Genomic DNA, 25,714 nt, shown 5'->3' with positions numbered 1-25,714 from the left:
CGGCACTTAAAAGGAGACAAAGTGGGACTTATGTACCCTTATGGTACCTTAATGGGAGACAAAGACTATGAAAAGATCTGATAAACAATGTCTTAATTGTGGGAAAGAATTCCTGCCTAAAACCGTGACTTCTGTTTACTGCTCGCATGTATGCAGTAAAAAAGCATACAAACAGAAGATGATACGGCTTAAAAAGGAAGTGGGGATCAAAGCGCTGGTAGATAAAATACCCCAGAACAGGGCATTTATTTCTGTCGCGGAAGCTGGCATGCTTTTTGGCATTCCCAATAAGTCCCTTTACCGGCTTGTCGGTCAGGGAAAAATTCCTTCAGTTAATCTGGGGACTCGCCTTATAAGAATAGACCGCAGAGTTATGGAAGAGATGTTCGGCCCTGCAAGCATCCTGCAGCAGGCTGAAAGCCCACCGAAGAAAAAATTATACAGTCTTGAAAAAGAGGACTGCTATTCAATCGGTGAAATAGCCCAGAGATTTCAGATATCTGAAGGTTCTGTCTACAGCCACATCAGGAAATATTCAATCCCGACCAGACAGATTGGAAAGCATGTATATGCCCCAAAAAGCGAAATTGACAACTTGTATAACGGAAATGATTTCATATGAAGCAATTAGCAAAAACCAAGGTGACTGTGCGCCTGCGAAAAGCAGAAGACCGAAAGGAATGGTATGTTTACATAGAAAGCTATCCTGTTGAGGTTTCCGGAAAAAAAACTCCCAAGAGAATCCGTGAATATTTAAACAGATCCGTAACAACAGTGGAGTGGGACAAGAAAAGAACTGCCCGCACAGATGCAGAGGGCATAAAATCCTATAAACCCAGACGCAGCGATAACGGAATTATAATGTGCAGAAGCGAGAGCGACCGTGAAATAATGCTTTATGCTGACGCAGTGCGTAAAATCCGGCAGAAAGAATACGATAATACAGATCTATACAGTGATGCTGAGAACCTTTTGGTTGAACAGAAAGAAAAAGGAAAAGAGGATTTTATTAAATACATTGCCGCTGTGGCGGCTAAAAGACACGCCCGAAGTTCAAAATCCATTCAGATCACTTGGCAGCGGAGCAGAGAATTTTTAAAAAGTTATTCCAAAGGCAGCCTTGTGTTTTCACAGATTGACAGCAGAATGGCGGAAGATTTTAAACTGTTTTTATTATCAGCTCCGCGTGGAGGAGGTAAGAAGGGAACTATTTCCTGCAACACTGCTGCAACCTATTTCTCCATATTTAAAGCAGCTTTGAAACAGGCCTTTATCGACGGATATTTAAGCGTTGATTTATCTTCAAAAATTAAGGGCATCCCGGAGCAGGAATCAAGACGCGAATATCTTACCATTGAAGAATTGAACGGGTTGGCCCAAACGCCCTGCGAAAAAGACGTCCTTAAAAGAGCCGCGCTTTTCTCAGCGCTTACAGGTCTGAGGCATTCCGACATTCAGAATCTCCGCTGGAAAGAGATAAGTCTGGAAGACGGCAGGGCTAAGCTGCATTTTACGCAGAAAAAGACTAAGGGTGTCGAATACATGCCTATTTCTGAGCAGGCTTTAGATCTCTGCGGAGAACCGAGGCTTCCCGGGCAGCTTGTTTTCGAGGATCTGCCGGACCCGTCGTGGATTTCACGCCCTCTGAAAAAATGGGTTGAATCGGCAGGCATTAAAAAAAATATTACCTTCCACTGCTTCCGCCATACATTTGCAACACTGCAGCTGTCGAGCGGGACAGACATTTATACGGTCAGCAAAATGCTGGGGCATACCAACGTAAAAACTACTGAAATCTATGCCAAAGTAATAGATGAGAAGAAAAACAGAGCTTCGCAGGCAATACAATTGGAATCTTTAAAAAACAAGCCGTAATGAAAACAAAATACTTTGAATATATCACAGTTTACCTGTCTGTTTTTTTAGTCTGCGTCTTTGTCGGCATAATCGGAAGACTGGTGCTGCTGGAAAAAGGTGCGGATCAATATACGGCCGGCGTTTTCTTTTGGATCAGCACTGGATTTGGAGTTTTAATGTTTGCAATTCTAAGTTTATTTCTAAACGATTTGGCTGAGAGATTGGTGAATCGTTTTTTGAAGGCAAAAAAGAATGAATCGCCTGAAAGCCACATTCCAAATGAAAACCTTGAAAAAATAGAAGAGGAGCTACAGGATGCTTTAATTACGCCTGGATTGTCTGGAAATAAAAATTCAGCCATCGATATTCAGCAGTTAAGGGAGGAGCGTCAAAATGCAGCCAGAAATCAAAAACAGGCAAGAATTGATACTGCCATCCGTTATGCACAGCAGGAGTTTGCGCTGTACGTGTCGGATGATGATTTGAAACAATTGGGAAAGAATATAATCATATATGCTGAAGACATAAATTTCGAAAAGATTAAACCGGTAAAAGTAAAAGATTTGTCCAATCTCGATTTGTATCATTTTGGCTGGAATATCTGGAATTGTTTTAAAGTCAGCAGACAGGACAGAGCCGCTCAATTTTTAAAATTGACTTTTGCTGACGCTTTAAAAGATGTTGAAGAGAACAGCATTAAAACGCATCTGAAAGATGATGAACAGAAAGGGCTTATAAAGATAATAGAAGATTTTACTGATTTTTAAATACCAATGGTCATAAAGCACTGTGTTTTTTAAGTGTTTTTGTTGTAAAGAAGGACACAGCAGAAACACTTTTTTCATTTGCACCATAACTATTAAACACGATGGCTATGGATATAAATGAAATCTCTTTTGAGAACCTGCCCAAAGCAGTAGCACACTTAGTGAAAGAAATTGCAGAGATTAAACTTTTGATTCAGAATGTACAGGTATATGAATCTAAAGAAAAAAGCATTCCTATCGGCATTGAAGAAGCAAGCCGGCTGATAGGAAAAGCAAAGCCTACAATTTACGCTCTTGTAAGGCAACGAAAAATCCCGTGCTATAAATATGGTAAAAAGCTTTACTTTTTTGAAGAAGAACTTTTAGAATGGATCTCTAAAGGGAAAAAGAAAACAATACAGGAAATCGAATCAGAAGTATTGAAATATAATCATAATCGAAATAAATAGAACATAGCTCGCAAGAATACTTATGTCACTCCATTACATTATCAAAAAAGATTTATTACAAGTGATAAGTTATCTAAAGAAAAATACAACATCCTTTGAGTATTCTTTACTTTGCCACTATTTCAACTGTTTCAAGGAGCTCCAGATTCGAACCTAACTGTTGGATCCGCTATCATAAGTCGTTTTCTATTTTTAAAATATTGGTGTACCACGATTCTGCCACGAAACTTCCATAATTAAAATATCTTATAAATCGCCTTAACTTTTTGTAGCAAAAAAGGTATCCATTCCAAATGACAAATATTTTGCTTCCTCTAGTATCTAGTATAGACTAATTTGTAAATCGCCAAGACTTGTTATTTTACTTTTTGTATTGCTGGAGGAAGCCATTTTCCACTTGTTACTTCTGGTTTTGGCACATATAAACGTAATGCAACTTTAAATTTACCGCTGTTTGGAGTTGGAAGCCAATTGCTTTCCTTGTCCTTGCCTGGAGTCGTATTTTGCATATAAATTGTAAGTGATCCATCTTTTTCAAATTTCAAATTACTTCTATCACCCAGTGCATAACGCTTTAAAGGATTTGGTACAAGGTAAGCGTCAAAATCATACATTGTCAAAGACCAAAAAGCAGAAGCTGGAGGAATTTGATTTTTAGCAAAAGTTAGGGTGTATTTGTTTGAACTATCTAAAGGATTTTTATCTGCGTCAGTTTGTGCCAAAGGATAAAATGCATCTTCGAGAATATTTCCACCAATACCAAAATAAGTCCATGCTGCTCTGTAAGTATATCTGGTTCCGTATTTTCCCATATCATAAGTCAGAGACCATCCGTTAACAATTTTTCCTAATTGGGCCGATTCCTTCATCATGGCTTCAAATCCTTCTTTATATCCTTCTTCAATTGCTTTGGCAATATCAGGTTTAAAGGTGCTAAGTGAAAAATCAGCACCAGGTTTGATTCCAAGTTTTTCTATTTTTTTAACCATCACAGAATCACTCGCATAAGGAGGATTGTTTGCCATCAGTCGGTTAAGGTTTTTGTAAAATTGTTCAGCTGTCAAAGAGGCAAATTGCTTGTTTACCAGTGTAGTTCCATCAACTCCTTCTTTTAAAGGAACATTTGCCGGTGGAATATAATTTTTACCCCATTGGGAAAGCGGAACCAATTTATATTGATCCTGCAATTTATTGACAGTAGCATAATCAGATTTTCCTGCGCAATAGGTACGGCCACCAATAACAGCAAGATTGGTAGGGCACTTGATTACTTCCATATCCTTAGGAATATCGCCTTTATAATCTGGACCTGTGATTAAAAAAGTTCCTCCTTTGCCGCCATAAGTTCTTGATCCGGGTGCTGCAGGAACACCATTCCACGCATCTATAACCTGCATCAGCCAAAAACGATTTCCCATTTGTGGAACAAATAAAACTAATGGCTCTTTTGACAGATCAAGATCAGCAATAGAATATAAGTTATCGACATTAAAACCAACGACAGATCTGTCTGATGCCTCTACAAAGGCACGATAATGAAAAAACTGATTTATGGGTGCTCTTTTATCTGTAACCTTAGTAGTGTACGATTGAAAATCGACTTGTTTTTCAAAAAAGACTACAGGAAGTCCAAAAAGATAGGCGTCTTTTGCTAATGATTTTGCCTGTTCAGTAGTAAGATCTGCTTGTTTGTTCTGTTCTTGTTTTATTTCTTTTTTACAACTTGACAATACTACAAAAGAAACCAAAACTAACAATGTACGTAATAAAAACAGCTTTTTCATGATGGGAATATTTCGTTTATAATTTGGTTTTTGTACTTTATTTAAGTCTTATACAATTACAAGTAAAAATAACAAATCGTAATAGAGATCTTTCTGAAAGATCATCTTAAATGGTCTCGATTTATAAAATGAAACCTAATTAAGAAGTAAATAAAGCAGAAAAGACAACTCCTATGAAATATTCTTTGAATGAATCTCAGGATATAGGATTGGATCTTGGTACGCCCGTAGATGAAAATTATTATCGGCCGTTTAAATTTCAGGGTAGTTTATCTAATATACATTTAGATTTAAAGAAGTAAGATTTTAAAAATATATTTTAGGAAATTCACTAATTAGTTTCTTTTATCTTGTGCTCTAACTGTGTTGCAACTTATCATATGAAGAATGTGACAAGAAAGCTTCAGATATATCTGAAGCTTTCTTGTCATTAGCGGGAAGTGAACTCGAACCATATTACCTAATAGATTTTCTATAAAATTTTAAGTATTAATTCTTTGCACAAAAGAAATCAAAGTTTGTTTAGAAATGTACTTAGAATTTTAACAAAAATTTTGCGACTAATGGTTTGTGTTTAATTAATTTTGAATGAAATTTCTATGCAATGAAAAGTATTCACATTTTTTTAATTGTCTTATTTGGTATCTTACTGATGCCAGGTAATTCTTTTGCATGTGAAAAAAATTCAATAAAACATTCTTGCAAAAAAGAGATTTCTTCCAAAACGTGTAATGACGATTGTTGTAATAAGGATAGTCATTCCAAAGCTAAAAAGCATCAGGGATGTGGCAGTAAATGCAATCATTCAAAATGTTGTTGCGCTTCTTCCAGCAATACTTTAATTTCGATTACTGAATGGAATAGTAATAGTAATCGTTTTAATTTCTCTTCAAAAAAACAAAATTTTTACAATTTAGAAACCTCAATTTCTTCCGGTTTCAATTCTCTTTGGTTTATACCTAAAATAAGCTAAATCAAATTTTGACAGCCAAAAGTGTGTCAAATCCGAAGCAATCCTTGCTTTAAAATCATTTATAATATTTGTTAATTGAATTTTATTAAATTTATAGTGTATTTCTATTTATTTGATATTCAATTACTTATTTAATTCTAAAATATTTAAACTTAAAACCAAAGGAAATTCATTGAATTTAATAATTCGATGAATTCAATTCTTTTGTTTAATAAAATAAAAAAAATGAAAAATTTAATTATCGTATTAAGCGTTTTCTTAACAGCAATTACTGTAGCATCAGCTCAAACAGCTACAACTAAGGAAGAACAAAAAACAATTTATGTTTGCCCTACACATCCTGACAAAACAAATTCAAGTGCAGGTAAATGTCCAGAATGTGGCATGGACTTGATTAAAACTACTGAGAAAATAGATACCCACGCTCAAAAAGGAAGCCAACCGATGAGCAAAACTGTGACAAAATATACTTGTCCTATGGATGGCTCTACTTCTGATAAACCAGGAAAATGTTCTAAATGCGCAATGGAAATGGTAAAAATTACCCAGAAAATAGATACCCATGCTCAAAAAGGAAGCCAACCTATGACTAAAACTGTGACTAAATATGTTTGTCCAATGGATGGTTCTACTTCTGATAAACCAGGTCAATGTTCTAAATGTGGCATGGATATGATAAAAACTACTGAGAAAATAGATACCCATGCTCAAAAGGGAAGCCAGCCGATGAGCAAAACTGTAACAAAATATGTTTGTCCAATGGATGGTTCTACTTCTAGTGAACCGGGAAAATGTCCAAAATGTGGTATGGAAATGGCTGCAAAAGAAGAACATAAACAGTAACCCAATTTTTAAATAACTTAAAATTTTAGCAATGAAAAATATAATTCTTTCAGTCCTGGTACTATCATTCCTATTGGTTTCTTGTAATCAAAAAAATAAGCAAGAAGAAACAGTTAATTCAGAAACAGTTAATTCAGAAACAATTAAACCTGAAACTGCAACTGTAAAAGTCAGTCCTACTTCTTTTTCCATTAAAGAAATTGTAACGGATTATTTGTCTTTAAAAAATGCTTTGACTAAAGACGATTCTAACGGTACTGCCGATTCAGGAAAAGCATTGGTGAAGACTTTGGGAAAAATCGATATGAAAAAATTATCTGGTGAACAAATGAAAACCTATATGGATATTGCCGATGATCTCAAAGAACACGCTGAACATATTGGAGATAATGCCGGGAACATAGCGCACCAAAGGGAACATTTTGTTTTAATGAGCAAAGACATCAATGATTTGGTAGCCACTTTTGGAACAGACCAAAAACTGTATCAGGATTTCTGTCCAATGGCTGATGAAGGGAAAGGAGCCATTTGGATAAGCGAGGTAAAAGACATCAAAAATCCATATTATGGTTCGGAAATGCTTACTTGTGGTTCCGTTAGAAAAGAATTCTAGAATGAAACGAATCTTCAAGAAGGTATTTATTATTGGGGTAATTTTTCTTTTGCTGATGCAATTCTATCGTCCTGCTCGAAACATTATGTTAGAGCAGGATTATACTGCTGATTTTTCAAAAACATATCCGGTTCCTAAAAATGTAGAATCAATATTACGAACCTCTTGCTATGATTGTCACAGCAATAACACCAATTATCCTTGGTATTCAAACATTCAACCCGTTCGATTTTTTATGGATAGCCATATAAATGAAGGCAAAGAGGAATTGAACTTTAATGAATTTGGAAATTATTCAAAACGCAAACAAAACAGTAAATTGAAAGCTATTAGTAAAGAAATCAAGGGAGATGATATGCCATTGGCTTCATACACTTTGATTCATAAAAACGCAATACTTTCCAGGAGTCAAAAACAGGAAGTAATCAACTGGATAAATACGCTTGAAAATAATGAATACCCTAACAATAAACAATTCTACAAAATTAAAAATGAAGTTAAACAATAACATAGATAAATTAGGTACACTTGGACTTTTCTTCACGGCATTATTTTCTCCATGCTGTTTTCCCCTTTTTGCATTCATAGCTTCTGCTTTCGGATTAGGGAGTATTGAATTATTTGGTGGATGGACAATGTGGATATTTCAGATAATGATTTTAATATCAATTGCAGGTTTGATTATTTCTTACAGAAAGCATCACAAACTTTATCCTCTATTGTTTGCCATCCCAAGCGGAGCAGTCATTTTATATGGATATTATTGCAGTAGCGATTTTCACCATATTTACATTGGTATGTTTGGACTACTAATCGCGACTGGAATTAATTATTACTGTAATAAATTGGGTGGTAATTGTGAAACCTGCACCATATATAACGGAAAATCAGTGGAGCTAAAATCAACTTTAACTTGCCCAACCTGCGGACATATAAAAGATGAAATGATGCCAACGGATGCTTGTCAATTTTTTTATGAATGTGAAAACTGCAAAACAGTTTTAAGACCCAAACAAGGAGATTGTTGTGTTTTTTGTAGCTATGGAACTGTAAAATGTCCTCCTATACAAGCTGGAGACAAATGTTGTTAAAATTAAAATATTATGGTAGAAAAATTAATATTATTTTCATTAAAAAACCGATTTGTTGTCCTGCTCGTTTCGGTTTGTTTATTTGCTTGGGGCGTTTATAGCGTGCAACAAAATCCTATAGACGCTATTCCAGATTTATCCGAAAATCAAGTAATTGTTTTTACGGAGTGGATGGGAAGAAGTCCGCAGGTTATTGAAGCACAAGTAACTTATCCTTTGGTTTCAAATCTTCAGGGAATTCCAAAAGTCAAGAATATTCGTGGTGCTTCTATGTTTGGAATGAGCTTCGTATATATTGTTTTTGAAGACAATGTGGATATTTATTGGGCAAGAACAAGGGTTTTGGAAAGGCTGAATTATGCCCAGCGTCTTTTGCCACAAAATGTGGTACCTACACTTGGTCCTGATGGTACAGGTGTTGGCCACGTATTTTGGTATCATTTAGATGCCAATGGTATGGACTTGGGAGAGCAAAGAGCCTTGCAAGATTGGTACGTGAAATTTGCATTGCAAACTGTTCCAGGAGTTGCTGAAGTAGCTTCTTTTGGAGGTTTTGAAAAACAATACCAATTGGTTTTGGATCCTTTGAAAATGCAATATTATAAAGTCACTATGATGGAAGTGATGAATGCTGTTAAAGCCAATAATAATGATGTAGGAGGACGGAAATTCGAAATGAGTGATATGTCATACATCATAAGGGGTTTGGGGTATATAAAAAACATAAACGACGTAGAAGAAATTGCGATTAAAAATTACAATTCTATTCCAGTGCGGGTAAAAGATATCGGTTCGATCCAAATGGGCGGTGATCTGCGTTTGGGCATTTTTGATGAAAACGGTACAGGAGAAGTAGTTGGCGGTATTGTAGTGATGCGATACGGTGAAAATGCCGACAATGTCATAAAAGCGGTTAAAGCCAAAATGAAAGAAGTGGAGAAAGGATTGCCTGAAGGTGTCACTTTCAAAACATCGTATGACAGAAGCGAATTGATTGAAAAAGCAATCGAATCAGTCAAAGGAACACTATTCGAAGAAATGATAGCCGTTTCAATAGTGGTATTGCTTTTTCTTTTTCATTGGCGTAGTGCTTTGATTATTCTGATTCAAATACCAATATCTGTGGCGGTTGCTTTTATCTTCCTACAGGCATTTGGAATTTCTTCGAATATTATGTCGCTCACGGGAATTGCTTTGGCAATTGGTGTTTTGGTTGATGACGGAATTGTAATGGTGGAGAATGCGTATAGGACAATTTCTGAGAAACAGGAAGAAATGGATAATAACCAAAACCCAACTTAAAATGAAAGAGAAACTGAAAAATATATTCAAAAAAGAAAACGACCCGTTATCTTCTGATGAGAAACTGAAACTAATTGAATCCTCTTCCAAATTAGTTGGTCCGGGTGTATTTTATTCGACAATAATTGTAACTGCGTCCTTTTTGCCGGTGTTTTTACTTACGGGAATGGAAGGTAAATTGTTTAGTCCATTGGCTTGGACTAAATCCTTTATACTAATTGTGGATGCGTTTTTCGCCATTACACTTACGCCTGTATTGATTAGTTTTTTATTCAAAGGTAAGCTTCGTACAGAAAACAAAAATCCAATAAACAGAAAATTAGAAAGTATTTACACACCCATTTTAACCCTTTGTTTAAAATGGAGAAAAACAGTTTTAGCTATCAATATTGTGGCGTTGTTAATTGGCGTGTTGATGTTTACTCGTTTGGGGTCTGAATTTATGCCTCCACTCGACGAAGGTTCTGTTTTATTTATGCCCGTAACATTGCCCGATGTGTCCAATTCGGAAGTGAAACGAATTTTGCAGGTTCAGGACAGACTGATAAAATCAATTCCCGAAGTGGCTCACGTTTTAGGAAAAGCAGGCAGAGCCAATACAGCAACCGACAACAGCCCCATAAGTATGATAGAAACAATTATTTTACTAAAGCCTCATCAGGAATGGAGAGACGGTAAAACGAAAGCGGATATTATAAATGATATAAACAATAAACTGCAAATACCGGGAGTAACTAATGGATTTACACAGCCTATTATTAACCGTATAAATATGCTTTCGACAGGTATTCGAACTGATGTGGGAATAAAAATCTACGGAGAAAATTTAGACACCATTAATGCTTTATCACAAAAAATAAAAATGGCATTAGATGGAACTTCGGGAGTAAAAGATTTGTATGCCGAACCTATTACGGGCGGGAAATACATTGATATTGAACCCAAAAGGGAAGTCATTGGAAGATACGGACTAAGCATCGATGATATTAACAATGTAGTGGAAGCTTCAATTGGAGGTATGAAACTCACCACAACCATTGAAGGAAGACAGCGTTTTTCGGTAAACGCACGATATGCACAAGAATATCGAAGTAGTATTGAAGCCTTGAAAAAGCTACAAGTACAAACAATGGATTTTGGTCCAATTCCATTAGAAACTGTTGCTGATGTAAAAATAAGCGACGGCCCCCCCATGATAAACAGCGAAAATGCAATGCTTCGAGGCAGTGTATTGTTTAATGTTCGTGACCGTGATCTAGGGAGTACGGTGAAAGAAGCACAGAAAAAACTGAATACGATGATATCCAAAATGCCTAAAGGCTATTATGTGGAATGGAGCGGTCAATGGGAAAACCAAATCAGAGCCAATAAAACATTAAGTTTAATTCTGCCAATTGTTGTAGTGATTATTTTCCTGATTTTATACTTCACTTATAACTCTATGAAAGAGGCATTGATTACGATGATAACGGTTCCGTTTGCATTAATTGGCGGTGTTTTTATGGTGTATTTTTATGGAATTAATTTATCGGTTGCCGTTGCCGTTGGCTTTATAGCCTTATTTGGTTTGGCAATCGAAACGGCAATGCTGATTACCATTTATTTGAATGAAGCGATGAATAAAATGGTAGAAAAACATGGTAACAGTAAAGAAACCTTAACAGAAGAAATAGTAAGAGAGTATATTATTGAAGGTTCGGCCAAGCGATTGCGCCCAAAGCTGATGACGGTTTCGGTTTCATTATTTGGTCTGATTCCTATTCTTTGGGCAACGGGAACAGGTGCCGATGTGATGCTTCCTATTACTGTTCCGCTCATTGGAGGAACAATTACTTCAACGATTTATGTATTATTAGTAACCCCTGTTGTTTTTGAGATGGTGAAACTTCACGAATTAAAAACAAAAGGAAAAATTAGTCTTATAGATGCAAAACATTAAATTTTATATCGTTCTAAGTTGTTTGGTTTTAAGCTTTGCAAATAGTAAAGCCCAAACACTTACGTTGGATAATGTTTTGAGTACAATCAAAACAAATAATCCACAATTGAAAATGTATGATGCCGATATACAAAGTATGGATGCCTCGGCCAAAGGTGCCAGAAGTTGGATGCCTCCACAAGTAGAAACGGGTTTCTTTATGACTCCCTATAATACTAAAATGTGGAAAGCCAGTGAAATGGAACCAGGAATGGGAAGTTATATGTTAGGAGTTACACAAATGATACCTAATGCATCAAAGCTAAACGCTAATGAAAATTTGATGAAAGCGATGTCATCAGTCGAAAGTGAAAATAAAAATTTCACATTGAACCAATTAAACGCATTGGCCAAAACCTATTATTACGAATGGATTATCATTGAAAAAAAAATAAAAATAGCCCAAGATAATCTTCAGCTTTTGGAATATATGATCAAAAGTATGGAAATACGCTATCAGTACAATATGGATAAATTGCCATCCTATTACAAAGCCAAATCCCAATATGCTACTTTGCAAAGTATGATTGTTATGTTGGAAAATGATGTGTCACAGCGAAAGTATATGCTCAATACCTTGATGGCTCGTGATAAAAATGTGGCTTTTGAAATTGATTCGAATTATCAAATTAAGGATTTCAATCTTTTTGATACTGATTTGTCTTCCTATATCAACAATCGTAGCGACATCAAAGCTATTGATAAAACCAAGGAAATCAATAACTATAAAATTGAGGTAGAAAAAGTCGCAACCAGACCTGAATTTGGCGTAAAATACGACCATATGTTTGCTTTTGGCAATCAGCCACAACAATTTTCATTGATGGGAATGGTCACTATTCCAATGCCTTATTCAACCAAAATGAATAAAGCCAATATGGAAAGTTATCGCATCAAAAACGAAAGTTTGGATTGGCAAAAGCAAATGATCGCCAACGAAGCAAGCGGAATGATAAAAGGAATGAATGCTGAGTTTTTGAACCTGAAAAAGCAATACCAAATTACGCAAGACAATATTATTCCTGCTTTAAAACGAAACTACGATACCGCCATTTTAGCTTGGCAAAATAACACCGGAGATTTATTCGTGGCGTTAGAAGCTTGGGAAGCAATGAACATGACTCAAATCGATGCTTTAGACAAATTAAAATCGATTTTAGCGACACAAGTAGAAATAGAAAAACAACTTGAAACCGAAAAATTATGAACAGATATTTAAAATTTGCAATACTATTTTTGGTCGTAGTTTTTATTGGAATTGGAGTCTATTTCTTTGCAATAAAATCAGACAGTCATTCGGAAATGGAACATCAAAATGAGGTTTACACTTGTTCGATGCACCCGGAAGTAATTAGAGACAAACCGGGCAGTTGCCCTATTTGCGGAATGACTTTGGTAAAAAAAGTAACCGAAGACCATTCTGAAATAAGTGATTCTGTTGATGACCTTTTGAAACCAACTGATAGATCCGTCGTAGGAAATTATGAAACTACAACGGCAAAAGACACGACTATTAGTAGTGAAATCAGTTTACCCGGAATAGTGACTTATGATTCGAATTCGGCTGTCTATATATCAGCGAGAATGAGCGGTAGAATTGAAAAAATGTATGTCAATTACAAGTACCAAAAAGTCGCAAAAGGACAAAAAATATTTGAAATATACAGTCCGGAATTATTGACCGAACAGCAAAATTTCATCTATTTGATTTCCAATGACAGTCAAAATACATCGATTATTAATTCCGCCAAGCAGAAATTATTACTCTATGGAATGACAAATAATCAGGTAAATGCATTGGCTACTGTCAAAAAAGTAAATCCTGTAATTGCTATTTATAGTCCTGCTAATGGAATCATTACGGGAACCGAAACAATGAGTAATTCTAGTACCTCTCCAATGTCCAATGCAAGTAGTACAACTGAAGCTTTGGATGTCAAAGAGGGAAACTATATTAAAAAAGGGGAAGTTATTTTCAAGTTAGCGAATAACGATAAAGTTTGGGGTATATTCAATGTTTTGCAAGGATATAGCGGTCTTATCAAAATCAATCAATCTATTGACATTACTTCAGAATTGGATGAAAAAAACAATATTTATTCAAAAATAAATTTTGTCGAAACACAATTGAATTCTGCTGATAAAACCAATAGGATTAGAGTGTATCTAAATAATTCAAATCTAAAATTACCCATTGGAACAAGATTGCAGGGTGTTGTGCAATTAAATTCTACTAAGGGGTTATGGTTGCAAAAACAAGCTTTGGTTAGTCTAGGCAATAAAAAGGTTGTTTTTATAAAAAAAGGCCACACTTTCAAAGCAACAGCAATACAAACGGGTCTTGATATAGGCGATTACGCTCAAATTGTTGGAGGTATTTCTGAGGGGGATACAATTGCTAAAAATGCACAATATCTAATTGACAGCGAAAGCTTCATTAAAACAGAATAAAGATGAAGACATTAAAAATGATAACTTTACTATCGATACTACTTATGGTAATGATAGCTTGCAATTCGAAAAACAAGGAAGATCATAGTGGACATAAAATGACTGATGAAACAACTTTCTACACTTGCTCGATGGATCCTCAGATAAAAGAAGACAAACCAGGCAAATGTCCCATTTGTCATATGCATTTAACTCCCGTAAAACTCGATAAAACTAACTCAAATGAAATAAGTCTAAGCAAACAGCAAATCCGATTGGGTAATATTAGTCTTCAGTCTATTACAACATCCCAAAGCAGTGTAAGCCAAAATTACACGGGTACTTTAGCTATAAATCAAGATAAAATCAATTCCGTTTCATCAAGAGCGATGGGGCGAATTGAAAAATTATTTTTCAAAACAGTTGGAGATTATGTTGTCAAAAACCAAGCGGTTTATCAATTATACAGCGAAGATATCGCCATAGCCAAACAGGATTATTTCACGGCATTAAAACAACTGTCAATGCCGGGAGATTTTGGGAAAAATGCAAAAAATATGCTAGCGAGTGCGAAACAAAAACTTCTTTTTTATGGTCTTACCAATGCCCAAATTGAAAACATTAAAACCAATAAAGATGTTTCACCAAATACCATATTTTACAGTTCTCATAGTGGAACAATTTCTGAAATTGTAGCTACAGAAGGAAGCTATGTAATGGAAGGTTCTGGAATAATAAAAATGGCTGATTTAAACAGCCTTTGGTTAGAAACACAAGTAAACGTAAACTATGCCAAAAGCCTTAAAATAGGTCAAAAAGCTAGTGTTACTTTTAGTGATTTCCCAGATAAAACAATAAATACTCAAGTTGCATTTATCAATCCCGAAATAAATTCAGATACCCGATTGCTGTTAATTCGAATGGAAATTCCAAATCAGGGTTTACAGCTAAAACCCGGAATGCAAGCGGTTGTAAAATTGACACAATCTAATGCTAAAGGACTTTTTATCCCGATTGATGCGGTTATTCGAGAAGAAAACGCTTCCTATATTTGGGTTGAAAAAAGACCGGGAATTTTTGAAAATGTTATGGTAGAAACAGGAATAGAAACCAATGGAATGATTGAAATCAGATCCGATTTAGATTCATCAAAAAAAGTAGTCATTACTGGTGCTTATGCCATAAACAGTGAATATAAATTCCGAAAAGGAAGTGACCCAATGGAGGGAATGAAGATGTAAAAATATTATTGAGTATCCTGCATAACCAAGCCCTTTAAAAATTACATTAAAAAAGTTAATAGTTTGGTAATTTTACAAATTAAAAAAGTAATACTGCAACAACTTGTAAATAAGTAAGCTATATATTTATACAACAGAAATTAATCTGCCGTATAAAACCAGATGAAATGAAAAAAAAAATCTTTATAGCCATACTAATGGCGTTAGTATTGGTTTCTTGTAATAAAAAAAATAAAGAAACTAAAGCAGACAATCCCCGTATGATGGGTAATGACAGTACTATGACCGTCAACGATAGTACTAGTATGAATAATGATAGCACAATTTTGAATGATAAAACTAAAATGATGAACGATCAAACTAAAATTTACGCCTGTCCAATGCACGCGGAAGTACAAGGGAAACTGAATGACAAATGTTCAAAATGTGGAATGAAACTAACAGTGCCTGTTCCCGAGAATACCGAAAAAAGCAAATAATAAAAATATCATTTTGCTAACGCAACCTAAATTAACCTTTTTATGAATTATAAAAAGGTTAATTTAGGTTATCTATTACTGATTGGATTAAAAAACTTAAGATGATATATACCTATAACATTATTGGTATAAGAAAGTCCTTTCCTTCTTTTTTGCAAACCGTTATTGAAACTGGTGTTTGGATAATATGCTTAAAAACACAAAATTGAATCTTGAAAAAATACTCTCTAAATAAATGGAAAAACTAAAACCATATTCAGCATTAATACTTGCATTGGGAGGATTTATTCTTTTTGTAATGGGATTCTATTTTGTTTTTATCCGACCACCTTTATTGCCAGAAGATTTACGCTATATGCAAACAACTTCAATGGCCATGAATAATTCCGCAACGGGTTTAGCAGTTTGGCTTCAAAAAGTATTTTGGGTAATGGGCAGTTACATTTTAACAACAGGATTGCTTACAATTTTTATAGCACTCACATCCTTTCGAAAGCGCATACAAGGAGCTTTTCCCATAGTAGCTATAACAGGAATGAGTTCAATTGGTTTTATGACCATTGTAAATTTTATTATTAATTCAGATTTCAAATGGATTTTGTTGGTTTTTACGCTTCCTTGGTTAATTGCATTAATGCTTTATCGACTTCACAAATGAAAAATTCAGAAAAGAGTATCAATTTTCTCAACATATTGAGGAGAAAACGATTTTATTTTTTTTAGCTGTTCACAATAAACAGCGAATATAAATTCCGAAAAGGGAGTGACCCAATGCAGAGGATGAAAATGTAAACAAAATAACAATACTTGTTTAAAGTGAAAGCTAAATTGTGATAAAAAAACGAGATAAAAGAGTTTTTTTTCTTTTATCTCGTAAATTATTTCCTTTTTAATTTGGGGTTAACAGCAATTATCACCAATCTGTATCGGAGGACATTTAACGGTACCGTAACTGCAATAAACGCAACAATCCCCTTGTTTAGGGCGTAATCTTGTTTTACAGTTTGAACATTCGTAAAAAAAAGCACAAGCATCAATAGGCATAATTTCTTCTGAAGTATATCCACATTGCGGACACGTTATAGTTGAAGCAAGTTCTACAGATTTACCATTATAGACAGAGCATATTTTATAAGAACGCCCTGTTTTGAGATTTAAATAATTCATTACTGTAGAAACTAGCATACCAAACATTCCTATATAAAAATAAGGTGATATTCTCCCTATATAATATCCGTATGCAATTAATAAAGTGCCTGATAAAGCAAGTAATAACGGATAAAGAGAATGATGTTTTTGATATGAAAAAGCCAAACCAATAATTGAGATTATGATCATTACAAAAAACACCCACATGGTCCATCCCCCAAATAGCTCAAAGCTTCCCAAGCCTAATGCTGATGCTCCAAAAGCAAATAGTGGGAAACAACAAGGTGATAAAAGAGCTGTGATAATTACACCGCTTAATCCAAGTTTATCTAGGTAATTTGTTATTTTCATGAGTTGAATTTTAATAGTATTAAATTCTTTTAAAGTTTTATCTTAATCCCTGCATTTACGACAAAACCATCTAATGGTGCATAAATATCTTTGAAAACAGGATTTGAAATTGGTCCAGTATAAATACTTCCAAATTTAGTTTGTCTGGTGTCGGTAAAATTTTCAAAGTTTGCATAAACGGAAAAATTCTCCCATAATTTTTCAACCATAAAACCGAAAATCCAATATTCTCTTCCTGTGGTTCCATCATTTAGTTTTTGTGGACTGTAATAGTACGCCTCTAATCCGGCTTTCCATTTGTCTTCTACTTCATACATCAGAACATTATTCAATCGATGCTTAGCGGTTAAAGGGTTCTCAGATTTAATACCGTTATTATCTATTGATGCATCAGTATAAGTATAACCCAGAAATAGTTTAAAATCTTTATATCCTAATTTTACATTAGTTTCAGCTCCTTTGGTATCTAAATAGCCATCAACATTAACAAACTGGTAAATATTATTTGGAAGAGAAGTTAAAATCAGTGGATTGTCAACATTAGTGTAAAAGAACAATTGATTGATCGATAAAGATATATCTTCAGTGATATTGGTCTTGTAATTAACATCAAAATTAGCACCATAGCTTTTTTCTAGTTTATTAAAATCACTATTAATAGGCAATACATTTTGGTACTGAATACGTTCACTTTCTTCGGTAAATATAGTTGGTGTTTTATACCCCAATCCACCGCCGAGTCTTGAAGTAAGTTTAGGATTGATTTTAAATAAAGCAGAAATTCTCGGCAAAATTGAAAACCCGTAATCAATAACATAATCCCCTCTCAGGCCGGTTTCAATATCCAGCCATTCTTTAGCCTTTAAAGTATTTTGAACAAAAGCTCCATAAGTTATTTGATTATAATCTCTTAAAGGAAAAGCAGTAACGTTGTTTTCTGTAAATTTATCAGTGTACAAATTGGCTCCTGTAACCCATTCGGATATTTCACCATTGTGCGAATATGTAATTTCAGAAAAAGTACTATTCTGAAGACCGTCAAAAACATAATCCGGAATAGTTATCACACGGCTAAAATTATTGAAACTATTTTTAAATGTTATAGATTCCTTTTCATTGAATTTATGTGAAAGGGTAAATTGGGTACTGATTCTCTGTGTTTTGTTTTTTTCAAAATAACTATCAGGGTATTTACTTTCGTCTTTAATATAATTTATGTTTCCACCGATACGATTTTCGAAAACTGTATTTACTCCAAAATTAAGTTTTGTATTTTCATTAAAATAAACAAACAATTTTGGATTAAAATTATAACGTTCAAATTTAGGAATTGCTGTAAGCTGAATGTCGGCAGGATCATATGGTGCATTTCTATCATGCGATGCAAATACAGTCAATCCAATTTTATTGAACCTTTGTGAATAAAACCCATTAATATCCAAGCCAAGTGCGGAGGTTCCATTTAATAAAAATCGCAATTCTCTTTCTTCTGTCGGGGTTTTAGAGACTAGATTTACCAACCCGGCAATTGCTCCACCGCCATATAGGGTAGAGGCAGATCCTTTAATTATTTCTACCTGTTTTAGATCGAGTGGTGTTGTCTGCAGTAATCCAAGACCGCTGGAAGCTCCTGAATAAACAGGAAAACCATCTTTTAATATCTGTGTATATCTGCCGTCTAATCCCTGAATTCGGATGGAAGAGTTTCCTGATGTCGCTGATGTCTGCTGGGTTTGAATACCAGTACTTTCATTAAGCATCATTCGGATATCGCCTGGTTTCATGTTTGCTTTTTCTTCGAGCTCTTCTCCGGCAATAAATTCTACTCTGGTAGGAATGTTACTTATGGTTCGTGTACCTCTGGTAGAAGTGACAATAATTTCATCCATCTCTTCAGCTTCACTTTCTAAAGAAACTTCTAAAAATTCGATTTCTAGTGGTATAGTAAAAGTAGCCGCGTGAGTTTTATAACCTTCTGAAGAAAAAGAAACATTATAAACTCCCTGAGGAAGATTCTCAAAAATAATAACGCCTACTGCGTTTGATGCAGACGATAAATTAGCTTTCTCAATTTTAGCAGTAACGCTATTTATTGGCTGACTTGTTTCAGCATCTTTAACGAGAATTTTGATTTTATTCTGTGCTTGTGCTGTGCCAATAGTTATTATTGCCACAATTGATAAAATATATTTAAACATTTATAATTTCTTAATATTAATACATAAATATGCTCATGATTTGTAGATCAAGAACGAAAAACTATTTTAAATATTAAGTAATTTTAGGAGGCTGCCAAATTCTATAAATGAATGAAGAATCAACAAACTTATCATATGATATAGGTTGTAGTATTACGTTTGTTGTAAATTCTAATTTTTGTGAAATTAAAAGTGTAGTTTGTGCAATAGTAAAGCCAATGCAACTACCGCAAGAATAAAAAGGAGAACATTTTCCATTACAATCATTTCCGCAATCATGCGAATCATTCTTGCAATTCTTTTCTACATTACACTCAGAATGTTTAGAATATGCAGAACAAGTCACTGTTGAAAGAAACAGTACAACAAGCGATAGGAATGTTATCAATATTTTCACGCTACAAATTTAAAATATAATATTTATAATAAAATTGTTTTGTATAAAGATTCTTTTAAATCATACAAAAAATGGGTTATACAAGTTTTTTAAAAAATACTTCACCTTGAAATTTATCAATATAAAACTACGAAAATGGCTTTTTAAATTCGATAACCTGAATTTTAATAATAAGAAATAAAAAAGCCATTTCGCAAGAAATGGCTTTAAATTTTGATAAATGCTGTAATTTTTTAATACTGCGAAAAAAATGAAACAAAGCCCATCACACCAGTAATTACCAACACACATTTCCAACAATTTAGCCTATTATTCATATAAAGATGTTTTTATGTTTATTATATGAGATTACTACAATTTTTGTGCCGCGATAAAAATGACCTGCAGGGAACAGTTCAGTAAGAGAAGAGCATTCTTTATTGTTTCAAATATAAAATTGAAATTGTTTAAATGGCTTTGAATAATTTAAAAGAATTTATTGGTGAAAGTAAATACTTTTGAAACAATTTTAAGTAGAATAATGGAACAGAACAGCGCGTATTGTTTTATATTATTATTTTAACTTGCTATTGGTAATAATAAAATTAATTTGTTTAATTTTGTTTTATATGTATTTCAAAAGATGAAAAATTTTCACATCATATTCATTTTATTGCTTGGTTTCTACCTGATGCCAAGTCATGTTTTTGCGTGTGGAAATAAATCAGAAAAACATTCTTCTAAGACAGAAATGTCCTCCAAAACAGAAAAAAAAGATTGTTGCGAAAGCAGTAGTGAATCCAAAAATAAAAGGCATAATTCCTGTGGTGGAAAGTGCAAGCATTCTAAATGTATTTGCGCCGCATCTTGTAGTGGTTTTTCAGCCTTTTTTGCTGTTTCTTTAAAATTCAATCGCTATGTTTTTTCAAACGAGAAACAAAAATTTTACAGTTCAGAGACCTTTATTTCCTCAGGTTTCTCTTCACTTTGGCTTATCCCTAAAATAGGCTGATTCTAAAATAGACAGCCATAGGTATGTCTAATTATGAGCATTTTGCTCAAATCAATTCATTTTTTTTGGTTTATATAATGACGATAGCTGCTGCTGCTTTTTACTAGTTTGCTGTTTTGTTCATTTGATAACCGATTTCATTTAAAAACACACAAAATGTATTCATTAAAAAAATTGATGATGGCAATAACTCTATTGTTATCAATCGCTGGATTCAGCGCACAAATTAAAAACCCAACTACTGAAACAGTAAAAATATTTGGGAATTGTGAAATGTGCAAAGCTACTATTAAAAAGGCTGGAAATATAAAAGATGTGGCCAATGTCGAATGGGATAAAGACACCAAAATGGCTGTCATTACTTATGATGCCCAAAAGACAAATACTGATGAGATTCTAAAACGTGTTGCATTGGCCGGGTATGACAATCAGTACTTTCTTGCCCCTGATATGGCGTACTCTAAATTGCCGGAATGCTGTCAATATAAAAGAGAAGCAAAAACAGTAATTAAACAAGAACCTAAATCTGAGATGGTAGCAGATAATCATGCCGGTATGGTCCAGAATCAGGAAACGAATCAATTACAGTCTGTATATGATTCTTATTTTATACTCAAAGATGCATTGGTCAATACAGACGTTAAATCCGCCGCTGCAGGCGCAAAAGAATTATCGACGGTTATTTCTTCTGTTAAAATGGAAACATTGCAAATGGACGAGCATATGGTCTGGATGAAAGTGTTGAAGGGTTTATCAGCAGATTCCAAGAGTATTTCTGAAGCCCAAGATATTAAAAAGCAAAGGGAATCTTTTAAATCATTGTCTAAAAACATGTACGAATTGATAAAAGCTTCAAAACCAGCGCAACCGATCTACTATCAATATTGCCCAATGCAAGATGCCAATTGGTTAAGCAAACAAAATGCAGTTAAAAACCCTTACTACGGCACTCAAATGATGACATGTGGCAAGACGGTTGAAACCATAAAAAAATAATATTTTAAACAAAAAATAAAAAACATGAAAAATATCATTCTCTCTACAGCAGCAGCTGCATTACTACTAGTGTCTTGTAATCAAAAAAATAAAGAAGCAGTAAGCAATACTCCAGAGCCTAAAGAAATAGCATCACAATCATACGCATGTTCTATGCATCCTGAAGTAACAGGAAAAAAAGGTGAAAAATGTTCTAAATGCGGAATGGAACTAACAGAACCGGTAAAACCAGCAGCAGCACCTCAAACCGATAAAGATTCTTTAACAGTTAAAGCAGGCACTAAAACGGCTGAATCAGGATTTTCAATTGATGCTATTGTGGCGGATTATTTGGCTTTAAAGAATGCGTTGACAAAAGATGATGCTAATCTGGCATCCAAGGCAGGTAAAAAATTATATGCAGCTTTCAATACAATCGATCCGGGATCCATGGATGTAAAATTGAAAAAAGAATATCTGGACATTGCTGATGACGCTAAAGAGCATGCTGAACATATTGGCGCCAATGCAGGTAAAATTGCACACCAAAGGGAGCATTTTGTAATGTTAAGCAATGACATTAACGATTTGCTAAAAACATTCAAAACTAGTCAAATGTTATATCAGGATTATTGTCCGATGGCTGACGAAGGAAAGGGTGCTATCTGGATCAGTGAAATCAAAGAGATCAAAAATCCATATTATGGTTCTGATATGCTTACTTGCGGTTCTGTAAAAAAAACACTGTAGATGAAAAGTACAGCCAAAAAATCAGTTCTTATCGGATTACTCGTTTTTTTGCTGATACAGTTATATCAGCCTGCCCGCAACGAAAGTTATGAGCAGGCTAAAACTGTAAATTTTACCAAGGTTTATCATGTTCCAAAACCTATAGAAACTATCCTTAGAACTTCGTGTTATGACTGTCACAGCAATAATACGAATTACCCTATTTATTCGTACCTTCAACCTGCTCGTTATTTTATGGAAGGCCATATCAAAGAAGGCAAAGAAAATTTGAATTTCGACCAGTGGGGAGATTATGGAAATCGCAAGCAAAAAAATAAGCTAGACAGAATTGTAAAACAAATTAAGTCTGATGAGATGCCATTGGCTTCTTATACATTCATTCATCGAAATGCAATCCTATCAGATAGTAAAAAGCAGCAAGTTATTAAATGGATCGAGAAAACAACGGATAGTCTCGCGGCCGATTATTGAAAAGGAAAAAAAATAATTCATATAATACTATTTTACTAAAGAAATAAATATGATACATACTTACAGTATTACCGGTATGACTTGCGATGGCTGTCGCTCTAAAGTCGAAAAAGCATTAAATGCCATTGACGGTGTTCAGGCTATTGTAACATTACAGCCTCCAGTGGCAACGATTACTATGGAAAAGCACATTCCAGAAGTGCGGCTGCAGGATGCATTGACAGCAGTTGGGAAATACACCATAGAAATGAATAACGGTAAGATAACAGAGCAAGCGGCAACTAGCGAAGCCTCTGCAAAGCCATGCTGCTCCATGCATTCGGAGGATCATAAAAAAGAGACCGGGATACCAAAAAATGCACAGGGAAAGTATTATTGTCCAATGCATTGTGAAGGCGATAAGGTATATGACAACGCAGGGGATTGTCCTGTGTGTGGAATGGATCTGGTGAAGGCACCTGAACTAACACTCAGCAAAACTTTATATACCTGCCCGATGCATCCAGAAGTAATCAGTGAAACTCCAGGTTCATGTCCTATTTGCGGGATGGATTTGGTGGCTATGGAACCAAGCGAAAGCGAAGATCAAAAGACATATAAGGATTTGGTAAAGAAAATGAAAATAGCAGTACTCTTTACGGTACCCATTTTCGTTATTGCCATGATAGAAATGGCACACAACAATCCGTTACTCGGGCTAATGGATGCCGCTAAATGGAATTGGGTACAGCTTATTTTATCTCTTCCGGTTGTTTTTTATGCCTGTTGGATATTTTTTGTACGAGCATGGAAATCAATCATTACCTGGAATCTCAATATGTTTACCCTTATCGGAATTGGCACGGGAGTAGCATTTTTATTTAGTTTAGTCGGTATGTTTTTTCCTGACATTTTCCCAAGTGAATTCAAAACAGAACACGGCACAGTCCTTCTTTATTTTGAGGCTACTACTGTTATCCTTACTTTAGTTTTGTTGGGACAATTATTGGAGGCCCGGGCGCATAGCCAAACTAGCAGCGCTATAAAAGAACTGCTGAAACTAGCGCCAACTGAGGCCACATTGGTAATAGACGGAGGAGACAAAGTAATCTCAATCCATGACATCAAAGAAGGCGATTTACTACGGGTAAAACCTGGAGATAAAATTCCGGTTGACGGAAAAATAACCGACGGAGAAAGCAGTATCGATGAAGCCATGATTACAGGTGAGCCAATACCTGTTGACAAAAAGAAAGACGATAATGTAATTGCCGGGACAATTAATGGCAACAAGTCATTTGTGATGATTGCAGAAAAAGTAGGTTCTGAGACATTGCTTTCCCAAATAGTACAAATGGTCAGCGACGCTTCACGCTCTAGGGCACCTATTCAAAAATTAGCGGACAGCATAGCCAAATACTTTGTGCCGATTGTTGTGATTATATCGATAATTACGTTTTTAATCTGGGCAAAATTTGGACCCGAACCAGCATTGGTCTATGGTTTTATAAATGCCATTGCGGTATTGATTATCGCCTGTCCTTGTGCTTTAGGATTGGCAACACCTATGTCAGTAATGGTCGGGGTTGGAAAAGGTGCGCAATCAGGGGTTTTGATAAAAAATGCCGAAGCTCTGGAGCACATGAATAAGGTAAACGTTTTAATTACCGATAAAACAGGAACGATTACGGAAGGGAAACCATCAGTAGAAAAAATTTACGCAGCCAATAACAACGAAGTTGATTTGTTACAGGCCATAGCTTCGCTGAATCAATACAGCGAGCATCCCTTAGCGCAAGCTGTAGTGAATTATGCCAAAGGAAAAACAATTTCTTTAATCGGGGTAAACGATTTTGAAGCCGTTACAGGAAAAGGAGTTACCGGAACAGTCACCGGTAAAAAAGTGGCATTAGGCAACAAAAAACTGATGGAGCATGTACAGGCAAAGATTTCAGATGATTTAGAAAATGAAATTAGTGCTGAACAAAAACTAGGAAAAACAGTTTCATACATAGCCGTTGATGGAATTGGGACAGGATTTGTGACAATTACAGATGCTATCAAAACGTCCAGCAAAGATGCAATAAAAGAATTAATGAGACAGGGTGTGGAAGTCATCATGATTACGGGTGACAATATCAATACGGCCAAAGCAGTTGCCGATGAATTAGGCCTGTCATCGTACAAGGCTGGTTTTTTACCGGAAGATAAATTAAATGAAATTAAACGCTTGCAGGCCGAAGGCAAAATTGTAGCGATGGCTGGTGATGGTATAAATGATGCTCCGGCGTTGGCACAGGCCAATATTGGAATTGCAATGGGAACCGGAACCGACGTCGCTATAGAAAGTGCTAAAATAACTTTGGTCAAAGGTGATTTACAAGGTATTGTAAAAGCTAAAAACCTAAGTCATGCAGTTATGAGAAATATCAAACAAAATCTATTTTTTGCTTTTTTCTATAACGTGCTTGGCGTACCGATTGCAGCTGGAGTTTTATATCCGTTTTTTGGAATATTATTATCGCCTATGATCGCTGCTTTGGCAATGTCTTTCAGTTCCGTATCGGTAATTGTAAACGCTTTGAGATTGCGAAGTCTGAAGCTTTAGAAGCCTGTTAATTAAATACAAACAGTTTATAGGTTGAA

General features: G+C 35.0%; 24 protein-coding genes and 2 pseudogenes. 22 read left to right on the top strand and 4 right to left on the bottom strand.

Features of this window, described 5'->3' with window-relative positions; genetic code table 11:
- Positions 1-67 precede the first annotated feature (67 nt).
- From IR010_RS03375 to IR010_RS03360, 4 genes are all read left to right on the top strand, one after another.
- Positions 68-622 carry a helix-turn-helix domain-containing protein gene (locus tag IR010_RS03375; protein ID WP_194601634.1) on the top strand — a complete coding sequence of 185 codons (555 nt, stop codon included), beginning with the start codon at positions 68-70 and terminating at the stop codon, positions 620-622.
- Positions 619-1,875 (top strand): site-specific integrase, encoded by a 1,257-nt coding sequence (locus tag IR010_RS03370; RefSeq protein ID WP_194601631.1) that lies wholly within the window; start codon positions 619-621, stop codon positions 1,873-1,875. The genes IR010_RS03375 and IR010_RS03370 overlap by 4 nt, the downstream gene beginning before the upstream one ends.
- Positions 1,875-2,624, top strand: a complete 750-nt coding sequence (locus tag IR010_RS03365; protein ID WP_194601629.1) for a hypothetical protein — start codon at positions 1,875-1,877, stop codon at positions 2,622-2,624. Before IR010_RS03370 ends, IR010_RS03365 begins: the two co-directional genes overlap by 1 nt.
- Before the next feature lie 107 nt (positions 2,625-2,731).
- Positions 2,732-3,073: a helix-turn-helix domain-containing protein gene (locus tag IR010_RS03360; protein WP_194601627.1), complete on the top strand. Its 342-nt coding sequence runs from the start codon at positions 2,732-2,734 to the stop codon at positions 3,071-3,073.
- A 356-nt stretch (positions 3,074-3,429) separates the two neighbouring features.
- Here the strand turns inward: IR010_RS03360 and IR010_RS03355 are convergent, their stop codons facing one another.
- Positions 3,430-4,857 carry a DUF1254 domain-containing protein gene (locus IR010_RS03355; RefSeq protein ID WP_194601625.1) on the bottom strand — a complete coding sequence of 476 codons (1,428 nt, stop codon included), beginning with the start codon at positions 4,855-4,857 and terminating at the stop codon, positions 3,430-3,432.
- A 604-nt stretch (positions 4,858-5,461) separates the two neighbouring features.
- Between IR010_RS03355 and IR010_RS03350 the strand changes: the two genes are divergently transcribed.
- The 13 genes and pseudogenes from IR010_RS03350 to IR010_RS03295 all read left to right on the top strand — a co-directional run bounded on the left by IR010_RS03350 (position 5,462) and on the right by IR010_RS03295 (position 16,465).
- Positions 5,462-5,830, top strand: a complete 369-nt coding sequence (locus IR010_RS03350) for a hypothetical protein (RefSeq protein ID WP_194601623.1) — start codon at positions 5,462-5,464, stop codon at positions 5,828-5,830.
- 189 nt (positions 5,831-6,019) lie between these two features.
- Positions 6,020-6,673: a heavy metal-binding domain-containing protein gene (locus IR010_RS03345; protein ID WP_194601621.1), complete on the top strand. Its 654-nt coding sequence runs from the start codon at positions 6,020-6,022 to the stop codon at positions 6,671-6,673.
- A gap of 31 nt (positions 6,674-6,704) precedes the next feature.
- Positions 6,705-7,286, top strand: a complete 582-nt coding sequence (locus IR010_RS03340) for a DUF3347 domain-containing protein (RefSeq protein WP_194601619.1) — start codon at positions 6,705-6,707, stop codon at positions 7,284-7,286.
- Between the two features lies 1 nt (position 7,287).
- Positions 7,288-7,794 carry a heme-binding domain-containing protein gene (locus IR010_RS03335; protein WP_194601617.1) on the top strand — a complete coding sequence of 169 codons (507 nt, stop codon included), beginning with the start codon at positions 7,288-7,290 and terminating at the stop codon, positions 7,792-7,794.
- Positions 7,739-8,107, top strand: a pseudogene (locus IR010_RS20085) (MerC domain-containing protein); the annotation flags it as partial. The gene IR010_RS03335 and the pseudogene IR010_RS20085, both read left to right, overlap by 56 nt.
- Positions 8,108-8,176: 69 nt before the next feature.
- Positions 8,177-8,377 (top strand): GDCCVxC domain-containing (seleno)protein, encoded by a 201-nt coding sequence (locus IR010_RS20080; RefSeq protein ID WP_317174429.1) that lies wholly within the window; start codon positions 8,177-8,179, stop codon positions 8,375-8,377.
- Positions 8,378-8,389: 12 nt separating this feature from the next.
- The gene (locus tag IR010_RS20200) at positions 8,390-9,679 is read left to right on the top strand and encodes an efflux RND transporter permease subunit (RefSeq protein WP_194601612.1); all 1,290 of its coding nucleotides are present in this window, start codon (positions 8,390-8,392) and stop codon (positions 9,677-9,679) included.
- A 1-nt stretch (position 9,680) separates the two neighbouring features.
- Positions 9,681-11,618 carry an efflux RND transporter permease subunit gene (locus tag IR010_RS20195; RefSeq protein ID WP_194601609.1) on the top strand — a complete coding sequence of 646 codons (1,938 nt, stop codon included), beginning with the start codon at positions 9,681-9,683 and terminating at the stop codon, positions 11,616-11,618.
- Positions 11,605-12,864: a TolC family protein gene (locus IR010_RS03315; RefSeq protein WP_194601606.1), complete on the top strand. Its 1,260-nt coding sequence runs from the start codon at positions 11,605-11,607 to the stop codon at positions 12,862-12,864. Before IR010_RS20195 ends, IR010_RS03315 begins: the two co-directional genes overlap by 14 nt.
- Entirely contained in the window at positions 12,861-14,108 is a 1,248-nt protein-coding gene (locus IR010_RS03310) for an efflux RND transporter periplasmic adaptor subunit (protein WP_194601603.1), read from the top strand. The genes IR010_RS03315 and IR010_RS03310 overlap by 4 nt, the downstream gene beginning before the upstream one ends.
- A gap of 2 nt (positions 14,109-14,110) precedes the next feature.
- Positions 14,111-15,328, top strand: a complete 1,218-nt coding sequence (locus tag IR010_RS03305; RefSeq protein ID WP_194601600.1) for an efflux RND transporter periplasmic adaptor subunit — start codon at positions 14,111-14,113, stop codon at positions 15,326-15,328.
- Between the two features lie 197 nt (positions 15,329-15,525).
- Positions 15,526-15,807: a heavy metal-binding domain-containing protein gene (locus IR010_RS03300; protein ID WP_194601597.1), complete on the top strand. Its 282-nt coding sequence runs from the start codon at positions 15,526-15,528 to the stop codon at positions 15,805-15,807.
- A gap of 235 nt (positions 15,808-16,042) precedes the next feature.
- A complete protein-coding gene (locus tag IR010_RS03295; RefSeq protein ID WP_194601594.1) occupies positions 16,043-16,465 on the top strand; it encodes a hypothetical protein in 423 nt (140 codons plus the stop codon).
- A gap of 242 nt (positions 16,466-16,707) precedes the next feature.
- On the opposite strand, the gene IR010_RS20070 is transcribed toward IR010_RS03295, so the two are convergent.
- The 3 genes and pseudogenes from IR010_RS20070 to IR010_RS03285 form a co-directional block, all read right to left on the bottom strand.
- Complete coding sequence (locus IR010_RS20070) at positions 16,708-16,935, bottom strand: GDCCVxC domain-containing (seleno)protein (RefSeq protein WP_317174428.1); 228 nt, start codon at positions 16,933-16,935, stop codon at positions 16,708-16,710.
- A gap of 42 nt (positions 16,936-16,977) precedes the next feature.
- Positions 16,978-17,307: pseudogene (locus IR010_RS20065) on the bottom strand (MerC domain-containing protein); the annotation flags it as partial.
- A gap of 29 nt (positions 17,308-17,336) precedes the next feature.
- Positions 17,337-19,505: a TonB-dependent receptor plug domain-containing protein gene (locus IR010_RS03285; RefSeq protein WP_194601587.1), complete on the bottom strand. Its 2,169-nt coding sequence runs from the start codon at positions 19,503-19,505 to the stop codon at positions 17,337-17,339.
- Positions 19,506-20,524: 1,019 nt separating this feature from the next.
- Here IR010_RS03285 and IR010_RS03280 point away from each other — a divergent pair.
- From IR010_RS03280 to IR010_RS03260, 5 genes are all read left to right on the top strand, one after another.
- Complete coding sequence (locus IR010_RS03280; RefSeq protein WP_110306519.1) at positions 20,525-20,893, top strand: hypothetical protein; 369 nt, start codon at positions 20,525-20,527, stop codon at positions 20,891-20,893.
- 180 nt (positions 20,894-21,073) lie between these two features.
- Positions 21,074-21,889 carry a DUF3347 domain-containing protein gene (locus tag IR010_RS03275; protein WP_410505231.1) on the top strand — a complete coding sequence of 272 codons (816 nt, stop codon included), beginning with the start codon at positions 21,074-21,076 and terminating at the stop codon, positions 21,887-21,889.
- Between the two features lie 24 nt (positions 21,890-21,913).
- Positions 21,914-22,618: a DUF3347 domain-containing protein gene (locus IR010_RS03270; RefSeq protein ID WP_194601581.1), complete on the top strand. Its 705-nt coding sequence runs from the start codon at positions 21,914-21,916 to the stop codon at positions 22,616-22,618.
- The gene (locus tag IR010_RS03265) at positions 22,619-23,089 is read left to right on the top strand and encodes a heme-binding domain-containing protein (RefSeq protein ID WP_194601578.1); all 471 of its coding nucleotides are present in this window, start codon (positions 22,619-22,621) and stop codon (positions 23,087-23,089) included.
- Positions 23,090-23,138: 49 nt separating this feature from the next.
- The gene (locus IR010_RS03260; RefSeq protein WP_194601575.1) at positions 23,139-25,676 is read left to right on the top strand and encodes a heavy metal translocating P-type ATPase; all 2,538 of its coding nucleotides are present in this window, start codon (positions 23,139-23,141) and stop codon (positions 25,674-25,676) included.
- Positions 25,677-25,714: the final 38 nt, after the last annotated feature.

The sequence above is a fragment of the Flavobacterium sp. MR2016-29 genome (assembly GCF_015350695.1).
Classification (GTDB): Bacteria; Bacteroidota; Bacteroidia; order Flavobacteriales; family Flavobacteriaceae; genus Flavobacterium.
The sequence above is the reverse complement of the archived record's forward strand: the minus strand, read 5'-3'. Positions and strand labels throughout refer to the sequence as shown.

Excerpts from the sequence above, each read along its gene's own strand:
- IR010_RS03375 (WP_194601634.1), top strand. The coding sequence starts at position 68 with ATGAAAAGATCTGATAAACAATGTCTTAATTGTGGGAAAGAATTCCTG.
- IR010_RS03370 (WP_194601631.1), top strand. The coding sequence starts at position 619 with ATGAAGCAATTAGCAAAAACCAAGGTGACTGTGCGCCTGCGAAAAGCA.
- IR010_RS03365 (WP_194601629.1), top strand. The coding sequence starts at position 1,875 with ATGAAAACAAAATACTTTGAATATATCACAGTTTACCTGTCTGTTTTT.
- IR010_RS03360 (WP_194601627.1), top strand. The coding sequence starts at position 2,732 with ATGGATATAAATGAAATCTCTTTTGAGAACCTGCCCAAAGCAGTAGCA.
- IR010_RS03355 (WP_194601625.1), bottom strand. The coding sequence starts at position 4,857 with ATGAAAAAGCTGTTTTTATTACGTACATTGTTAGTTTTGGTTTCTTTT.
- IR010_RS03350 (WP_194601623.1), top strand. The coding sequence starts at position 5,462 with ATGAAAAGTATTCACATTTTTTTAATTGTCTTATTTGGTATCTTACTG.
- IR010_RS03345 (WP_194601621.1), top strand. The coding sequence starts at position 6,020 with ATGAATTCAATTCTTTTGTTTAATAAAATAAAAAAAATGAAAAATTTA.
- IR010_RS03340 (WP_194601619.1), top strand. The coding sequence starts at position 6,705 with ATGAAAAATATAATTCTTTCAGTCCTGGTACTATCATTCCTATTGGTT.
- IR010_RS03335 (WP_194601617.1), top strand. The coding sequence starts at position 7,288 with ATGAAACGAATCTTCAAGAAGGTATTTATTATTGGGGTAATTTTTCTT.
- IR010_RS20200 (WP_194601612.1), top strand. The coding sequence starts at position 8,390 with ATGGTAGAAAAATTAATATTATTTTCATTAAAAAACCGATTTGTTGTC.
- IR010_RS20195 (WP_194601609.1), top strand. The coding sequence starts at position 9,681 with ATGAAAGAGAAACTGAAAAATATATTCAAAAAAGAAAACGACCCGTTA.
- IR010_RS03315 (WP_194601606.1), top strand. The coding sequence starts at position 11,605 with ATGCAAAACATTAAATTTTATATCGTTCTAAGTTGTTTGGTTTTAAGC.
- IR010_RS03310 (WP_194601603.1), top strand. The coding sequence starts at position 12,861 with ATGAACAGATATTTAAAATTTGCAATACTATTTTTGGTCGTAGTTTTT.
- IR010_RS03305 (WP_194601600.1), top strand. The coding sequence starts at position 14,111 with ATGAAGACATTAAAAATGATAACTTTACTATCGATACTACTTATGGTA.
- IR010_RS03300 (WP_194601597.1), top strand. The coding sequence starts at position 15,526 with ATGGCGTTAGTATTGGTTTCTTGTAATAAAAAAAATAAAGAAACTAAA.
- IR010_RS03295 (WP_194601594.1), top strand. The coding sequence starts at position 16,043 with ATGGAAAAACTAAAACCATATTCAGCATTAATACTTGCATTGGGAGGA.
- IR010_RS03285 (WP_194601587.1), bottom strand. The coding sequence starts at position 19,505 with ATGTTTAAATATATTTTATCAATTGTGGCAATAATAACTATTGGCACA.
- IR010_RS03280 (WP_110306519.1), top strand. The coding sequence starts at position 20,525 with ATGAAAAATTTTCACATCATATTCATTTTATTGCTTGGTTTCTACCTG.
- IR010_RS03275 (WP_410505231.1), top strand. The coding sequence starts at position 21,074 with ATGGCAATAACTCTATTGTTATCAATCGCTGGATTCAGCGCACAAATT.
- IR010_RS03270 (WP_194601581.1), top strand. The coding sequence starts at position 21,914 with ATGAAAAATATCATTCTCTCTACAGCAGCAGCTGCATTACTACTAGTG.
- IR010_RS03265 (WP_194601578.1), top strand. The coding sequence starts at position 22,619 with ATGAAAAGTACAGCCAAAAAATCAGTTCTTATCGGATTACTCGTTTTT.
- IR010_RS03260 (WP_194601575.1), top strand. The coding sequence starts at position 23,139 with ATGATACATACTTACAGTATTACCGGTATGACTTGCGATGGCTGTCGC.